The 16,647-nt window shown below is 71.6% G+C and carries 12 protein-coding genes; 8 read left to right on the top strand and 4 right to left on the bottom strand.

All coding sequences use genetic code 11. The annotated features are described in order from the left end of the window. Positions 1 to 2: 2 nt before the first annotated feature. Positions 3 to 1,526, bottom strand: coding sequence for an MFS transporter (locus WME90_RS40625; RefSeq protein ID WP_437277464.1), 1,524 nt, complete (start codon positions 1,524 to 1,526; stop codon positions 3 to 5). A gap of 516 nt (positions 1,527 to 2,042) precedes the next feature. Here WME90_RS40625 and WME90_RS40630 point away from each other — a divergent pair. The 5 genes from WME90_RS40630 to WME90_RS40650 all read left to right on the top strand — a co-directional run bounded on the left by WME90_RS40630 (position 2,043) and on the right by WME90_RS40650 (position 9,001). Then, a complete protein-coding gene (locus tag WME90_RS40630) occupies positions 2,043 to 3,248 on the top strand; it encodes a tyrosine recombinase XerC (RefSeq protein ID WP_437283724.1) in 1,206 nt (401 codons plus the stop codon). Then, entirely contained in the window at positions 3,245 to 5,557 is a 2,313-nt protein-coding gene (locus WME90_RS40635) for a sulfatase-like hydrolase/transferase (RefSeq protein WP_437277465.1), read from the top strand. The genes WME90_RS40630 and WME90_RS40635 overlap by 4 nt, the downstream gene beginning before the upstream one ends. A gap of 277 nt (positions 5,558 to 5,834) precedes the next feature. Next, on the top strand, positions 5,835 to 6,260 hold the full coding sequence (locus WME90_RS40640) for a MarR family winged helix-turn-helix transcriptional regulator (RefSeq protein WP_437277466.1): 426 nt from the start codon (positions 5,835 to 5,837) through the stop codon (positions 6,258 to 6,260). 52 nt (positions 6,261 to 6,312) lie between these two features. Next, the gene (locus WME90_RS40645) at positions 6,313 to 7,296 is read left to right on the top strand and encodes a TerB family tellurite resistance protein (RefSeq protein WP_437277467.1); all 984 of its coding nucleotides are present in this window, start codon (positions 6,313 to 6,315) and stop codon (positions 7,294 to 7,296) included. Between the two features lie 169 nt (positions 7,297 to 7,465). Next, complete coding sequence (locus WME90_RS40650) at positions 7,466 to 9,001, top strand: Eco57I restriction-modification methylase domain-containing protein (protein WP_437277468.1); 1,536 nt, start codon at positions 7,466 to 7,468, stop codon at positions 8,999 to 9,001. 17 nt (positions 9,002 to 9,018) lie between these two features. On the opposite strand, the gene WME90_RS40655 is transcribed toward WME90_RS40650, so the two are convergent. Next, on the bottom strand, positions 9,019 to 10,173 hold the full coding sequence (locus WME90_RS40655) for a formylglycine-generating enzyme family protein (protein WP_437277469.1): 1,155 nt from the start codon (positions 10,171 to 10,173) through the stop codon (positions 9,019 to 9,021). A 267-nt stretch (positions 10,174 to 10,440) separates the two neighbouring features. Here WME90_RS40655 and WME90_RS40660 point away from each other — a divergent pair, with 267 nt between their 5' ends. After that, a complete protein-coding gene (locus tag WME90_RS40660) occupies positions 10,441 to 11,526 on the top strand; it encodes an ATP-binding protein (RefSeq protein WP_437277470.1) in 1,086 nt (361 codons plus the stop codon). Positions 11,527 to 11,535: 9 nt separating this feature from the next. Continuing rightward, on the top strand, positions 11,536 to 13,980 hold the full coding sequence (locus WME90_RS40665) for a DUF5682 family protein (protein ID WP_437277471.1): 2,445 nt from the start codon (positions 11,536 to 11,538) through the stop codon (positions 13,978 to 13,980). A 75-nt stretch (positions 13,981 to 14,055) separates the two neighbouring features. Here WME90_RS40665 and WME90_RS40670 read toward each other — a convergent pair whose 3' ends face one another. Together WME90_RS40670 and WME90_RS40675 are read right to left on the bottom strand one after the other, a co-directional pair. Then, positions 14,056 to 14,871: a hypothetical protein gene (locus tag WME90_RS40670; protein WP_437277472.1), complete on the bottom strand. Its 816-nt coding sequence runs from the start codon at positions 14,869 to 14,871 to the stop codon at positions 14,056 to 14,058. 311 nt (positions 14,872 to 15,182) lie between these two features. After that, on the bottom strand, positions 15,183 to 16,163 hold the full coding sequence (locus tag WME90_RS40675; RefSeq protein WP_437277473.1) for a LysR family transcriptional regulator: 981 nt from the start codon (positions 16,161 to 16,163) through the stop codon (positions 15,183 to 15,185). Between the two features lie 103 nt (positions 16,164 to 16,266). Between WME90_RS40675 and WME90_RS40680 the strand changes: the two genes are divergently transcribed. Further along, positions 16,267 to 16,587 carry a putative quinol monooxygenase gene (locus WME90_RS40680; protein ID WP_437277474.1) on the top strand — a complete coding sequence of 107 codons (321 nt, stop codon included), beginning with the start codon at positions 16,267 to 16,269 and terminating at the stop codon, positions 16,585 to 16,587. Positions 16,588 to 16,647: the final 60 nt, after the last annotated feature.

A 16,647-nucleotide genomic window follows, 5' to 3' on the forward strand; every position in this document is an offset into this window, starting at 1 on the left:
CCTCACACGTCGAGGTCCTTCCACCGCCTCGAGCGCCGGGAGAAGAGCAGCATCCCCACGAGCGAAACGACCCCGATCACGGCGAATGAATACCAGATCTCGTAAGGCTGGTAGGTGTCCCATAGCAGGCGCGTGGCCTCGGTGGCGTCGATGTGCAGCGTCGCCTGAAGCGTCTTGAAGGCGTCCTGGCGCGATACGCCGAGCAGATCCGAGAGCGACGCCACATCGCCATTCCAGGCCTTCCCCTTGGCGAGATCGGTCTTCTCGGCGAGGTAGCGCAGGGCCAGCGTGGCCTTCTCGCCGCGGGTCCCGTACAGGATCCCGGCCATCAGCGCGCCGATCGCGGGGCCGATCGCCGCCGGGATGTTGACGTAGCCGAGGTAGAGCGCCTTCTTTCCCTGCGGCGCGATGAGCGCGAAATACTCGCTCTTCTTCGGGCCGGTCAGCATCTCTCCGATGGAGAAGAGCAGGATGCCCAGGAAGAGGACGTAGAGCGAGCTCGTCGTCCCCGAGACGAGGATGCCGAAGATGGCGACGAGGATGCCCAGCGTCATCGCCGAGAGCACCTTCATCCTCGCCACCAGGTACGAGAAGGGCACGAGGAGCAGGACGATGCTCACCGAGTTCACGTTGAGCACGTTCTCCTGCTTCAGCTGGACCCCGCGCGGATCCTTCATGTCGAGCCACGACGTCGGGATCCAGGGGTTGTTCTGCACGAACGATGTGCTGCTGATCCAGTCCGTGTAGAAGTTCGGCATCAGGTCCCAGAGCTGGTACATCATCAGCCAGAACCCCGAGAGCAGCAGGATCACGGTGATGAGCCGCGCGTCCCAGATGTTCTTGATCGTGTCCTTGAAGACCTTCCATGCATCGGAGGTCTTGTCCGCGCCGGAGTCGACCTCCTTGTACGTGAGCAGCATCAAGAAGTTCAGGGAGATGATGGCGGCGCAGCCGTAGAAGACCCACGACCAGCCCTTGCCGTGGAGGTAGCCGGCGAGCGGCGGGCCGATCGCCGCGCCGATGTTCACGAGCCAGTAAAAGAGACCCCAGCCGACCGACGAGTTCGACTTGTCCATCGACTGGGCCAGCGTGCCCTGGATCCCGGGCTTGAAGAGGGCCGTGCCCGTCGCGAGGATGACGACGCCGAGCAGAAAGCCGGTGAAGCTCCGCTGTGTCGCCATCAGCAGATAACCGATGATCTTCAGCCACACCGTGATGAAGATCGTGCGCTTGTAGCCGTACCGATCGGCGTAACCGCCGGTGATCATCGGGAGCAGCGACTGGATGAGGGCCCAGACCATGTAAATGGTGCCCTTGTCCTGCTGGCTGAAGTGGAGCCCTCCAGGCTCGTCGGCCTGGGCGATGTAGATGGGCATGACGACGCGCACGCCGTAGTAAGCCAGCCGTTCCCACATTTCCATGGTGCAGCCCATCCAGAAGGAGCGCGGCAGGCTCCTGATGGTCTGAGCAAAGGAAAGCTTCGGCGGCGCCTCGACGGCCGGCTCGCTCACGGCAACGTTCGTCATTTCATGCTCCTGATGCGCCCGGGCCCCGGGCAAGCCGTCGTATCACACCGCGAGCGGCAACCACATCGGGATCACGAGCGCGCGCTGCCGCCGTCCGTCACGGGCAATTGCGATTGAGCGGCTGGCGCGCAGCGAGCGAGCGGGCGTAGATCTCACGCGTCGAAACAGCCCCTCTTCGCCGCCTCGTTCGGCAATCCGAGCCACAGATCGACAGCGTAGATCAGAGATCGGCCCGGACAGCGGAGCCGGGAGCGAGCGGAGCTGCGCCATCTCGACCACCGGCTGGTGTGGTTCCCTGGTGATCCTCGGCGAGCGGTTTTTATCAGGGCGTGGCGCGACGCGCCCCGCGACCTCGGCCTGCCGCGGAACCTGGCGGCCGCGGTCCCCCGCAGGCCGGCGCCTGCCTCCCGTGCCGCCCCCGCGCAGCGGCGCGCGGCGGCGGACGAGCGGCGCTCCAGCTCCACCGCCGGCGAGTCTTTGCCTGCCGCGGCGTCCTGGTGGTAGGGCAAACCCGTGATGCATGCGCGGAGGAGCGGCGATCGATCCGGCGGGCCCACGCTGGAGCAGGCGATCGCGCGTTTCCTGACCTACCTGACGGCCGAGCGGCGGGCCTCGCGCCACACCGTGGCTGCGTATCGGCGCGACCTCGAGCAGCTCGCGCACTTCGCTCGCGAAAAGGCAGCCGCGAACGCCGATCACCGCCCCGCGCCGGCGCGCAGCAAGGCTCCGGCCGCCGGCAAGGCTCCGGCCGCCGGCAAGGCTCCGGCCGCCGGCAAGCCCCCGGCCGCCGGCAAGGCCCCGGCCGCCGGCACGGCATCAACGACCGGCACGGCATCAACGACCGGCAAAGCTCCGGCTGCCGGCACGGCATCAACCGCCGCCGGCACAGCTCCGCCCCACCACGACGCCCCCATCGGGGGCGACGCCCCGGCCGTGGACGGCCTGGACATCCTCCTCCTGCGCAGCTGGCTGGGCTCGCTCGCGCGCACCCATGCGCCCGCCTCGATCGCGCGCAAGGTGGGCGCCGCCCGCGCCCTGCTCCGCTACCTGGAGCGGCGCGGCGAGGTCGACAAGAACGCGGCTGCCCAGCTCGCCCTGCCCAAGGTCCGGCGCCCGCTGCCCACCTTCCTCGATGTCGACGCCGCCGCCGAGATCATGGAGATCCCCGGCGCCGAGACGGCCGAGGGGCTCCGCGACCGCGCCATGCTGGAGACCCTCTACGGCGCAGGCCTGCGCGTCTCCGAGCTGTGCGGGCTCGACCTCACCCACGTCGACCGGCGCCCGGCCGACAGGGCCGCGGTGCGCGTCGTCGGCAAGGGCGACAAGGAGCGGATCGTCCCGCTCGGCTCGCATGCGCTCGCCGCGATCGAGCGTTACCTCGAGCGGCGCGACGAGCTCACGGACCCGACGACCGGCGCCCGCGACCCTCGCGCCCTCTTCCTGTCCCGCCGCGGCGCGCGCATCGGGGTGCGCCGCGTCCAGGCGCTCGTCCAGCGCTACGGCGCGCTCGGCGCCGGCCGGGCCGATCTGCACCCGCACGCGCTCCGGCACACGTGCGCGACCCACCTGCTCGACGGCGGCGCCGACCTCCGGGCCATCCAGAAGCTGCTCGGGCACGCCTCGCTCGCGACCACGCAGCGGTACACGCACGTCTCGATCGACCACCTGCTCAAGGTCTACGACGCCGCTCACCCCATGGCGCGGAAGCGAGGCCCGGCGTGAAGCGAGCCTCGAGCCCGCCGGGCCCCGCGGTCCCGACGCTGGCCCGCGCGTGGGCGGGGCGGCTCGCCAGGAGCGCGCTCGGCGCCAGCGTCTTCGGCGTCGTCGCCGCGTCCCTCGACGCCGGGTGGGCCACGGCGGGCGCCGGCGACGACGCCGCCTTCCAGCTCGCCACCTACCTCGCCGACATGGGGGTGTTCGCCCCCGTCGCGCTCGTCGTCGGCCTGCTCGCGGGCGTCTCCGCGATCGTGGTCGACCCCTCGGGCCCGCCGTCGCCGGCCACGCTCATCGGCGCCCTGCGGGTGCGGGCGATCGGCCGGCCCGCCGACGTCGCGGCGTTCGTGCCGCTCGCGGTGCTCGCGGCCTTCTTCTGGATGACCCTCTGCGCGCACCTCGCCCGCGCCCTGCTCGGCCTCGAGGCGGCGCCGCTCCTCGTCGGCACCGCCGTCGCCGCGGGCGCGCTCGGCCTCGGCCTCATCGCAGGCCTCGCCGTCCTCGCCCTCACGCCGCCGCTCAGGCGCGCGCTCGCCAACGCCAGCGACGGCCGCCCCGCGTGCGTCGACCCGGCGGTCACGGGCGGCGTCGCGCTCGGGATCGCCGCGGCCCTGTTCGCGTTCGGGGTCGCCACGGGCGGCGTCTCCGGCGAGGGCGGCTTCCTCGGCGTCTACGGCATCTTCAAGCGCCCCGAGCTCGATCTGCGCGCCCCGGCGCTCCTGCTCGTCGTCGCGCTCGCCGCCTTCCTCGGGCAGGCCGCGGTCCGGACGGTGCGCGCGCCGGTCGCGTTCCTCGCCGCGCTCCTGCCGCTCGCGCTCACCGCGCGCGCCGCCACCGCGCTCAACGAGGAGCCCGCGGTGGCGCAGGCGATCGAGCGCGGCGCGCCCGTCGGGGGCAAGAGCCTCGCGGTCCTGCGCCGCGCCGCCGATCGCGACGGCGACCGCGCGGCCGCCCTCTTCGGCGGCGGGGACTGCGACGACCACGACGCGCGCGTCCACCCGCTGGCCGAGGAGATCCTCGACAACGGCGTCGACGACGACTGCTCCGGCGGCGATCTGACGGCCGCGGCGCTCGCCGCGCTCGCCCCCGCGCCCACGGCGGCCTCGCTCGCCGACTCGCGCGGGTCGTCCGCCGCGCGCCTGCCGGCGGACCTGAACGTCGTCCTCGTCACGGTCGACACGCTCCGCTGGGACCTCGGCTACGCGGGCAACCCGCGGCCCGTGTCGCCCAACCTCGACGGCCTCGCGGCCCGCTCCACGGTGTTCGAGCGCGCGTACTCGCTCGCGTCCTACACGGGCAAGAGCGTCGGCCCGATGCTCATCGGCAAGTACGGGAGCGAGACCCACAGAAACTGGGGTCATTTCAACAAGTTCGGCGAGGAGGACACGTTCGTCGCCGAGCGCCTGAAGCGCGCCGGGGTGCGCACGATGAGCGTGCACGGGCACCGCTACTTCGGCAGCTTCGGCGGGCTCGATCGCGGCTTCGACGTGGTGGACATGTCCGCCGCGCCGCCCGAGGGCGCGCCCTGGGACGTCGACAACAAGGCGACGAGCGCCGCGCTGACCGACGCCGCGCTGCGGCTGATCCGCTCGCCCGAGAACACGGGCGGGCGCTTCTTCCTGTGGGTGCACTACCTCGACCCGCACGCCGACTACCTCCGGCACGACGACGTGGCGGGCTTCGGCGCGGCCTCGCAGCGGGATCTCTACGACGGCGAGGTGGCCTTCACGGACCGGAACATCGGCCGGCTGCTCGACGCGATCGCGGCGGCGCCCTTCGGCGGGCGCACGGCGATCGTCGTGACGAGCGATCACGGCGAGGCGTTCGGCGAGCACAAGATGTTCCGCCACGGCTTCGAGCTCTGGGAGGAGCTCGTGCGGGTGCCGCTGCTCGTCCACGTGCCGGGCGCGGCGCCGTCGCGGGTCTCGGCGCGGCGCAGCCTGATCGACCTCGCGCCGACGCTGCTCGATCTCATGCGGGTGCCGGGGCCTGCCGAGGGCGCGCCCGCGGACGACTTCCTGTCGGGCGCGTCGCTCTTGCCCGACGTGTTCCTCGCCCCTGGCGAGCAGCCCCACGCGCGCGACGTGCTGATCGACATGCCGGCCGGGCCCTACAACGACGCGCGGCGGTCGTTCCTCCGCGGCGACATGAAGCTGACGATCTCGGGCGGCGCCCGGTTCGAGCTCTACGATCTGGCGAGCGATCCGGAGGAGCGGAAGAACCTCTGGGGCACGCCGGCGGCGAAGGAGATCGAGCCGTACTACGCGGCGGCGCGGGCGCGCCTCCGCGAGGTCCACGTGACCGGCGCACGGAAGTGACCGGCGCGCCGAGATGACCGGCGCACGGGAGCGACCGGCGCACCGAGATGACCGGCACACGGGAGTGACCGGCGCACGGAAGTGACCGGCGCGCCGAGATGACCGGCGCACGGGAGCGACCGGCGCACGGAAGTGACCGGCGCGCCGAGATGACCGGCGCACGGGAGCGACCGGCGCGCCTGCCCGCCCTCCGCGGCGGACGGACCCGCGCTGGCGTTCGCGCGATCGCGTCGGCAACTACTTGCATTCAAGCAACTAATGCGTAATAGACAATATTGTGACTAAGCAACGAACCCTGGGCTCGCCGGTCGAGCGGTTCACGCGGATGATGTTCTCGCGCATCATCGCGGAGCTCGCGCGCGCGCTGCACGAGGAGGACTTCAGCGTGGCGCAGGTGGCCGCGCTGCACCTCGTCGATCAGGAGGGCCCGGTGCGCGTCACGGCGCTCGCCACGTCGCTCGGGCTCTCGGCCTCGGCCGGGAGCCGGCTCGTCGACGGCCTGGTGCAGCGGGGGCTCCTGGCGCGGCAGGAGGATCCCGAGGACCGCCGCGCGAGGACGCTCGCCCTCACGCCGCTCGGCCGCCGCTTCGTCGACCAGGCGAGCGTGGAGCGGGTCCGCGTGATCCTGGAGACGGCCAGGTCGCTGCCGCCGGAGATCTCGGCGGCGATCCTGTCGGCGATCAGCGCGTTCCAGCGAGAGTGAGCCGTTCGCGGGACGTCGTGCGTGAAACCCCTTGTGTGAAGAGGAGGTCAGCATGGATATCGTGGTGTTCTTGTCGAATGAGATCCCGGCCGCGCTCGGCGCGCTCCGGGAGGTGGCCCTGGCCGACGGCGCGCTCGCGCGCTTCGACCCGAAGCAGCGCGCGGTCCTGGAGGAGCTCGCGGCCCTGCACGGGGTCCGCGCCGACGTCGACGCGCTGCCGCGCCTCGCGCCCGAGGCGGTGGCCCGCGCGATCCCGGATCCGCACCGGCGCAAGCGGCTGGTGCAGCTGGCGCTCGTGATCGCGATGGCGGACGGCGAGGTGACGGTGGCCGAGGTGGATGCGATCGAGGCGCTCGCCGGGGCGCTCGGCGTGCGCGAGCAGGGCGTGGACGTGCTCCGCCTCGTGGCGCGCGGCCACAGGGGGCTCGCCAAGGCCGCCGTGAGGCGCCGGCTCTTCGGCGCGTTCGCCGGCGAGGTCCTCAGGAAAGACGGCCTCGCCGGCGTGCGCGAGCTCGTCGGGCCCTTCTTCCGCGCGGGCGTCGAGGATCGCTCGCGGGCCTTCCGCTACAAGCAGCTCGGGCTCCTGCCCGAGGGCACGTTCGGCCGGGTGTTCTGGGAGCACTGCACCGCGCGCGGCTTCCTGTTCCCCGGCGAGAGCCGCGACGCGATCCCGGAGCGCATGGTGTTCCACGATCTCGGCCACGTGCTCGCGGAGTACGACACGGATCCCGCGGGCGAGATCCAGGCGGGCTCCTTCCAGGCGGGCTTCATCCGGCGCGACGGGTTCGCCTTCCTGCTCTTCGTGATCCTGCACTTCCACCTCGGGATCCAGATCACGCCCGTCGCCGCGCCGCAGGTGGGGCTCTTCGACGCGCACAGGGTCCTGCGCGCGGTGGCGCGCGGCGCGGCCTGCAAGGTCGATCTGAGCGATCGCTGGGACTTCTGGGACGTCGTCCGCCTGCCGCTCGACGAGGTGCGCGAGCGGTTCGGGATCCCGCCGCTGGCCGAGGGAGAGCCGCGGCAACAGGCAGCCTAAGGGCGCGCCTCTGCGGCGGCGATGAGGCCTCCGAGCGACAGCCGGAGGTCTCCCGGCGCGCGTCGAGCTCGATCGTTGCGAACGTCGCCTTGCTGGCGAGGCGCCCCCGGGGCGTTTGCCGCCCGGCCACGGTTGGCTCGACGCCCCAACTGCGGTAGCCACATCACCGATGCGTCGGCCCGCGAGACTCGAGGCGGTCGCCCGGCCGCCGCTCCTCGACCGCGTCGACCTCCGCCGCATCGAAGCCGCTCGAGCGCTGGACCCCCGCACGCGGTCCGCGCTGGGTCAGTTCCTCACGCCGCCGCCGGTGGCGTCCTTCATGGCGTCGCTGTTCGAGCGGTCCTGCGGGGAAATTCGTGTTCTGGACGCCGGCGCCGGAGTGGGCAGCCTCCTCGCGGCATTCACGGCCGAGGCCTGCGCCCGCAGGGTGCGCCCGACCGCGATCCGCGCGACGGGCTTCGAGATCGACCGGCGACTCGCAGCGTACTTGCGCCGGACTGCGCGGGAGTGTCGCGACGAGTGCGCTAGTGCCGGGATCGAGCTCACCGCCCACATCCTCGAGGCCGACTTCATCCGATCGGCCGTCGAGCGGCTCGACGGCCGAGAGGCTCGCCCGAACCTGCCGCGCTCGTTCACGCACGCGATACTGAATCCACCGTACAAGAAGCTCGGCTCGGGCTCCGAGGCCAGGTCGGCGCTGCGGCGCGTGGGCATCGAGACCAGCAACCTGTACACGGCCTTTCTCGCTCTCGCGATCCTCCTCCTGGAGCCGGGCGGGGAGCTCGTCGCGATCACCCCTCGGAGCTTCTGCAACGGCCCCTATTTTCGGCCGTTCCGGGCGCTGTTCTTCCGCGAGATGTCGCTGCGGAGGATGCACGTCTTCGAGTCGCGCAAAGCGGCGTTCGCGGACGACGACGTCCTTCAAGAGAACGTCATCGTTCATGCTGTCAAGGGCGCCGGGCGCAGTCCCATCACCATCTCGTCGTCGCGCGGCCCGGAGGGCGGGCTGCTGTCCGTACGCTCCGTGCCGTTCGACGATGTCGTCCTGCCTGGAGATCCCGAGCTGTTCATCCATGTGGTGCCGGACGACGCCGGGGAGAGGGTCGCCGCCACGTTCGCCCGCATGCCATCCCGCTTGACGGACTTGAACGTGGGCGTCTCGACGGGAAAGGTCGTCGACTTCCGAGCGCGCGAGTTCTTGCGGCAGGAGCCCGACGAGAGCACCGGTCCGCTGATCTACCCGACGCACTTCGCGTCGGGCGTCGTTCGCTGGCCCAAACGCGGCAAGAAGCCGAACGCCCTCGTCCACGCGCCAGAGACGGCCGATCTCTGGATGCCCAGGGGGAGCTATGTGCTCGTCAAGCGCTTCTCGTCGAAGGAGGAGAGGCGGCGGGTCGTCGCCGCCCTCTTCACGCCCGAGAGCGCTCCGGGAGGCAGGATCGGGTTCGAGAACCATCTCAACGTGATCCATCGAAACGGCAAGGGGCTGCCGGCCCTGATCGCGCGCGGACTGGCTGCCTTCTTGAACTCGACCCTCGTGGATACGCACTTTCGGCAGTTCAACGGCCACACCCAGGTGAACGCGACCGACTTGAGGAACCTCAGGTATCCAGCGGTCGAGCAGATCGAGCAGCTCGGGCGGCGCGTGCCTGATCCCGGCCTTCCACAGGATGAGCTCGATCACATTGTCGACGACGTGCTGTGATGGCGTGAGGTCAGATCTCACTCCACCTGTGGCTCAGGTGGCGGGGTCCTCGCGCACCGGACGCCGATCAAGCCGGAGCGAGTCGGGTATCGGTAGCTGTCGCTGCTGACCGCTCGCTGAAAAGACGCGCTCTGCTCATAGTTCCCGCCGTGGATCTGCAAGTAGGGACCCGCCGAGGGGCGCTCCAGAACGATGCAATCGACGCACGGCACCGGGAGCTCGCCCGACCAGTCCCGTGTGAACTCCGACACGCTCCCACTCAGATCCCGCTGTCCCCATCGCCCTGCGCCCGCCGGCCTCGATCCGACAGGGAGGATGTCGCTCAGCCTGCAGTCCCCCGCAATGCTCCCGTCCCCGAGGCAATCATGGGTCGTGCGGCTCGAGTCGAACCCCTGGCCCCACGGATATTCCCGATGCTCGTCGCCGCCAGCAGCCGCGTAGTTCAGCTCCGTGGCTGTCGGGAGGCGCCCCCCGTCCCACACGCAGAACGCGAAGGCCTCTGGCCAGGTGATGCAGTTTATCGGTAGGTCTTCGTTCGGCCCGGCCTCATTGCTCCACATCGCCTGCCCCGACATTACATAGCAGCGAAGCGAAGACCTCAGCGCCGCTGTGTCCTTCTTGAGCCATTGGTTCCATTCGGCAGACCAGCCGCTCCCCGGGACTTCCGGGTGCTCGCCCGCGCCGACCTCGGGCGGGCTCGCCTGCGTCCCCTGTCCGGCCTCGATGAACGCACGAAAGCGCCCCATGGTCACCTCGTAGGTGTCCAGGAGAAAGCTGCTCACCGTCGCCGGATGGGAGTCGTCGGTGAAATTCACACCATCGAACCGCCGATTGAACGTGCCGCCCGGAACGAGCCTGCTGTCACAGCAACTGATGCGCTCGGGTCCGCACAGCGCCTTCGTCGCCTGCTCCCCTGAGCCGCAGCTGCGAGACCCCGCCGGCACCCCGGCGCCCGCGCTTCCCGTCTCGATCCCGTCGCCGATTGCACCCCCGGCAACCCCGCCGCCGCCCGTATCGCCCCCGCCAGCCCCGCCGCCGCCCGCCGCGCCGTCGCCCGTATCGCCCCCGCCAGCCCCGCTGCGGCCTCTCGCGCTGCGGGGACGACCGAGCTGCTCGGGATCGGCACTGCACGCAGCCACGCAGCCGCCGGCAAGGACGACCGCTGCGATCACCCCGCTCCACGCGCCTCGTCCACGGCTCTCGCTCCTCATCGTCCGCCGCCTCTCCTCCGGTGCCCCTCGATTGCACGTCACCCGTGCAAGCGGCGCCGGGTCGAGGTCAGGATCCGGCGCGAGCAGACACAGCGTCAAGCGACGCTCATGAACAAGCAGCTTCTCGTCTCCCGGCGGGACCCACACGTGATCCAGGGGGATCGAATTCGCTCGCGCCTACTCTCCCCCGCCCTCCACCGCGTTCTGCGGTAACCTCCTGCGCCACCCATGAGCGACCTCCGCCAGCCCGCCGAGACAAAGTACGAAAACGAGCTCGCGGCCCTCGCCGCCAACGACACGGCGCCGAGGCCGCCCGGGTGGCGCCTCTCGCCGAGGGCCGTCGAGACCTACATCCTCGGAAGCGACAAACCCGTCGGCGGCGTCACGATCACCCCCAAGTACATCGGCGATCGCTCGCTCGTGCAGGTGGCCCTCGCGACCCTCGCCTCCGACCGCGCCCTCATGCTTGTCGGCGAGCCCGGCACCGCCAAGAGCTGGCTCTCCGAGCACCTCTCCGCCGCCATCAGCGGCACGAGCGCCCTCGTCGTCCAGGGGACCGCTGGCACCAGCGAGGAGCACGTCAAATACGGCTGGAACTACGCCCTGCTCCTCGCGGAAGGGCCCTCGCAGAAGGCGCTCGTTCCCTCGCCCATCCTCCGCGCCATGCGCGACGGGCGCTTTGCGCGCTTCGAGGAGATCACCCGCACCTCGTCGGAGATCCAGGACGCGCTCATCTCCATCCTGTCCGAGAAGCAGATCGCCGTGCCCGAGCTCGACCAGGTCGTCCCCGCACAGCGCGGCTTCAACCTCATCGCCACCGCCAACACCCGCGACCGCGGCGTCAACGAGATGAGCGCCGCGCTCAAGCGCCGCTTCAACTTCATCACCGTCCCCGTCGTCGACGACCTCGAGCAGGAGATCCGCATCGTGCAGAAGCGCGAGGCCGAGCTCCGCGGCGACTACCAGATCGGCGTCGAGCCGCCCGCCGAGCTCGCCAAGCTGCTCGTCACGCTCTTCCAGGAGCTCCGCGCCGGCGTCACAAAGGACGGCAAGACGAAGGTGAAGGCCCCGGGCTCCGTCCTGTCGACCGCGGAGGCCATCAGCGTGCTCTTCAACAGCGGCATCCTCGCCCAGCACTTCGGCAACGGGAAGGTGACCGCCGACGACCTCACCCGCTCGCTGCTCGGCGCCGTGAGCAAGGAGGGCGGCGACGACCTGAAGGCCGTCCGCGAGTACTGCGAGACGGTGGCCAAGGGGCGCGCAGGGCTCTGGAAGGAGTTCTACGCCGCCGCCAAGAAGCGCCTCGCGACCTGAAGGATCCCCATGGACCTCGACCGGCTCGCCGCCGTCCACCTCTTCCCGGTGCGCCACCACTCGCCGCGCTCCAGCGCGACGCTGCGCGCCTACCTCGACGAGGTGCGCCCGAAGGCGATCTTCGTCGAGGGCCCGAGCGACGCCACCTCGCTCCTCGAGGCGCTCGTCGATCCGAAGACCGTCCCGCCCGTGGCGATCCTCGGCTACCGCACCGACGGCGAGCCCGCGTCGTCCCTGTGGCCGTTCGCCGCCTACTCGCCCGAGTACGTCGCGGTGAAATGGGCCTTCGAGCACGGCGTGCGCGTCGAGCTCATCGATATCCCCGTCGGCACGACGCTCGCGCCCTTCGACGGCGCCCTGGTCGGCCACGACGACGCAGACGATCCGGGCGGGCACGAGCGCGAGATCGACGCGGACCGCGGCGAGGACGGCGCGCACGGCGAGCACGGCGGCCACGCGGACGACGACGGCGCAGGGGACGACGGCGGCGGCGGGCCGGCCAGCGCGGAGGGGGAGCAGGAGAGCATCTATGCGGCGTGCGCGCGCGCCCGGGGCTTCCGCTCGTTCGAGGAGTTCTGGGAGGCCTCGTTCGAGGCGCCCCGCTACGATCCCGGGCCGTTCCGCGAGGCCCTGCTCGCGTACGCGGACCTCGTGCGCGGCGACGGGGATCGGCTGGTCCACCGGGCGCGCGACGCGTACATGGCGCGGAGCATCCTCGAGCGCATGGGGTCGGACCTCGCCCCGCACGAGGTCGCGGCCGTGCTCGGCGCGGCGCACGCGGCGGCGTTCGCGGCGCGCGACGTCGATCCGGCGCTGGAGGCGCGGCTGCCGGCCCCGGTGCCGTGCGCCGTGACGCTCATCCCCTTCAGCTTCCCCCGGCTCTCCGAGCAGATGGGCTACGGCGCGGGCAACAGGGCGCCGCAGTACTACCAGCGCGCGCACGACGCCGGCGGCGACTTCCGGCGCGCCACGCTGGAGGTGCTGATCGACTTCACCGAGCACCTCCGCCTCCGCGGCTTCATGGCCTCGCTCGCCGACACCATCGAGGCCTTCCGCCTCGCGGTCTCGCTCGCCGAGCTCCGCGGCAAGGCGGAGCCCGGACTCGACGAGGTGCGCGAGGCGACGATCGCCACGATGTGCCGCGGCGACGCCACGCACGTCGACGGCTTCCTCTGGCCGGCCGTCATCGGGCGCAACGTGGGCCGCGTCGGGGGCAGTATCGGGAAGAACTCGCTCCAGGAGGAGTTCTGGCGCGAGGTGCGCGAGCGCAGGCTGCCCGCCACCGACGCGCCCGAGTCGTTCCGGCTGTCGCTCACGAACGAGGTCGAGGTCGGAACGAGCGTGCTCCTGCACCGGCTCCGCATCGCGAAGATCCCCTACGCGGCGTACGCCGGCACCAGAGCGGCCGGGCGCGGCGGCGCTGGCGCTCGCGGGCAGCGGCGCGGGCAGGCGGCGAGCGAGCTGCCGCCGGACGAGCTGCTCCGGCAGCTGAGCGAGACGTGGGAGGCGCAGTGGACGCCCGCGACCGACGTTGCGCTTGTCGAGAAGATCGTCCTCGGCGACACGCTGGAGCAGGTGGCGACGCGGCTGCTCGAGGAGGATCTCGCGGCGTGCCACACGACCGGCGAGGCCGCCGACGTGCTGCTGAACGCCGTGCTCGCGTCGAGCGCCCGCGCGGCGGCTTCGGCGCTCGAGGCGTGCGACCGGTTCGCCGCGGGCGACAGCGATCTGCCGTCGCTCGCCCGGGCGTGCCGCGCCTTCGCGGGGCTCGCGTCGTTCGGGTCGTCGCGGTCGCTGTCGTCGCTCGGCGACGGGGTGATAGCGACGATGCTGGAGAAGACGTTCGCGCGCGCGGTCCTGCGCGTCCACGGGGGCTGCACGGGCAGCGACGAGGCCGTCGCCCCGGCGAAGGAGGCGCTGCGCACGCTGCACGACGTGGCGCTTTCGCAGCCGATCGTCGACCGCGCGGCGTGGTTCGAGGCGGCGCGGGGGCTCGTGGACAGCGACGTGGTGAACCCCACGGCGTCGGGCCTCGCGTGCGGGCTGCTCTACCTGGCGCAGGTGATCGACGATGCCGAGGTGGCGAGGATCGTCGGCCTGCGGATCGGGAGCGCGGCCCCGCCCGAGGCGGCGGCGTCGTTCCTGGCCGGCTTCCTCGAGGTGAACGCGCTCGTGCTCGTGAAGAGCCGCCCCGTGGTCGAGGCGCTCGACGCGTTCCTCGGGGGCATCCCGCCCGAGCGCTTCAAGGACACGCTCCCGGTCCTTCGGCGCGCGTTCGCGGCGCTCGGCGCGACCGAGCGGCGGTACCTGCTCGAGAACGTGCTCGCCGCGCGGAAGCTCGGGGACAAGGCGCGCGCGGCGCAGGCGGTGCTGCTCGAGAAGGACCGCGAGAAGCTGAAGGAAATGAGCGAGGACCTGTCGCAGGCCATGGACGACCTGGACGACCTGCTCTGACGCGAGGCCCGGCCAACGGCGCTCCGCGCACCGCCCTTGTTGCGCATCCGATCGGGCCAGCGGGGCTCGCTCGGCTCACTCCCCCCGGCCAGCCCGCGACCAGCCGCCGAGCGTGACGCCCGGGTGCTGCGCCAGGAAGCTCTGCATGCCGGGCGGCGGGGACGCCCACGCTGCGAGGCGCTCCGGCGCCTTCTTGGTGGGCACCACCGCCGAGCGCGTGTAGGAGCTCCACGCGCCGTCGCCGCAGGCATAACAGGCGGAGCGCGCGAGCTTCGCGGTCAGCCGGAGCGCCCCCCGCGCGTCGTAGGCGGGCGCGACCTGCACGAGCTCCGGCGCGTCCTCCTCTTGCCGGGCGGCCTCCGGGTCGTCCTCGTCCTCGTCGAGGAGCGCCTCGGCCTCGCGCTGCAGCGCCGGCACGCTGGACACCTCGGCGAGCAGGTCGACGATCGCCCCCTTGTCGGCGTCCCACACAATGAACCCCACGCCCACGAAGCCGTGCGCGCCGCACGCGTCGCTGTACGTCCGCTCCTCGATGAACAGGTACGGCCCGATGCTCCCGATCGCCTCCGCCTCGTGCTGGAGCACGTTGCTCCCGTCCGCGTCCGACGGCGCGACCACCTGCTGGCGCACGCCCGTCCCGCGCAGCACGAGCTCCGCGCGGCTCGCGGTGCCTTCGCCCGGCTCGCGCGTCTCCCCGGGACCGAAGTCGCAGGCCGAGGTCTTCACCTCTACCTCGCGCACCTCCCAGCGCCACTCCCCCCGACCGGTCGCCACGACGATCCCGGGCTCCTCGCGGATCACCGCGCCATCCTCGGTGAGGTGCCATGTCGTCGGCGGCCCATCGCCCGGGCGACCCCAGACCAGGAGCGGCCCGCCGAGCGCGGCGTCCACGGCGCCCTTCGACTCGAACGAACGCGGGGCAGGAGCGGGCGGGACCTCGAGGGAAACGGGAAGGGCCGATTGCGGGCGGGCTGCACAGCCGGCGATGAGCGCAAGCAAAGCGATCGACGTGGCGAGTCGGGAGCGCGGCATGCCGGCCCGAGGAGCACGGCACATGCCGCGGAGCGCCGCCCGGAAAACCCACACCGCGCCGGAGGCCGGTGTCGCCGCGGGCCCACGCTGCGTGGCAGGCCGGCCCCATCACGATCCGGCCTGGACCAGCGCTGACGGAGGAGCTCCCGCCGCGCCTCACGAGCAGGTCCTCAACCGCCTTTGCCCAGGCCCGCGACCGGCTCGCACGCGACGGCGCGCTCGATGGCGGCGCGAAGCCAGCTGTGGCCCTCGTCGCCCTCGCAGCGTTCCGGCCAGACGAGCGTCAGCGTGTAGCCCCTCGCCTTGAGCGGACACGGCCGCACCACGAGCTCGAGCTTCCGGGCCAGCGCCTCGGCGACCCGCGCGGACACGGTGAGCAGCAGGTCGGAGCCGGAGAGGATGAACGGAGCGACAAGGAAATGCGACACGGTCAGGGTCACGCGCCGACGCAGCCCTCGCGCTGCCAGCTCCTGATCGATGACGTTGTGGTCCTCTCCGTGCGGCGAGATCATCAGGTGCTCGCAGGCAGCGTAGCGCGCCGCCGTGAGCGCCTTTTGGGAGGCCGGGTGGCCCCGTCGCATCACGCAGACGAGCTGCTCGGCCGCGAGCCGCGTGGACCGGCATCCGTCGGGCACCGGCCCGCCGCGCCCCAGCTTGGCGTCGAGCTCGCCGCGGCGCAGGAGCTCGGCGAAATCGGGCGGGATGTTGCGGCACCGCAGGTTGACGTGCGGCGCCTCGGCGGCGAGGAGCCTTGTCAACGGCGGGAGCACGAGCAGCTCCAGGTTGTCGGTCGCGACGAGGCGGAACGTGCGGGTCGAGCGCCTCGGGTCGAACCGCTCGACCTGGCTGAAGACCTGCTCGAGCCGCTCGACGGCCTCGGCTGTTCTCGGCAAAAGGTCCCGCGCTCGCTCGCTCAACGTCATCTGCTTGCCCACCTGGACGAGCAACGGGTCCCCGAAATGGGCGCGCAGCCGTGAAAGCGCGTGGCTCATCGAGGGCTGCGTCACGCCGACGCGGCGCGCGGCGCGCGTGACGCTCCGCTCCTGGAGCAGAGCGTGCAAGGCCACGACAAGATGGGTGTCCACCGACTGCAAGCGCATGGTCGATGGATAACACGCCGACCCATAGGCATCGTCGATGGATCGGTTCACCGATTGTCGATTCGACGATCGATCCGCCAACGCGTATCTCTGGTCTCCGGATGGCTCGTGCTGCCGCACGGCGCCCCCAGGCCCCCCAACCCAGGAAGCTGCCATGATCATCGAGTACATTCGCTACACGATCCCCGCAGAGCAGGAGCAGGCGTTCCTGTCCGCTTATCGCGCCGCGGCGACAGAGCTGTGCGGCTCGGAGCATTGCCTCGACTACGAGATCTCCCGGTGCATCGAGGAGCCGGCGAGCTTCGTCGTCCGCATCCGCTGGGACTCGCTGGACGGCCACCTCCAGGGGTTTCGCAAGGAGGCGTCGTTCCCGTCATTCTTCGCCAAGGTGAAGCCCTTCTACGCGTGCATCCAGGAGATGAGGCACTATGCCTTGACCGACGTCGCCGGCGCGGGGGGCCGCCCTGGCGGCTGAACGAGCGCGCGCACGACGCGGGCTTCCCTGGTTTCGCGCAGGCCATCGTGCGATGCTCCC

The organism is Sorangium sp. So ce375 (assembly GCF_051473855.1).
In the GTDB taxonomy this organism is placed as follows: Bacteria; Myxococcota_A; Polyangia; order Polyangiales; family Polyangiaceae; genus Sorangium.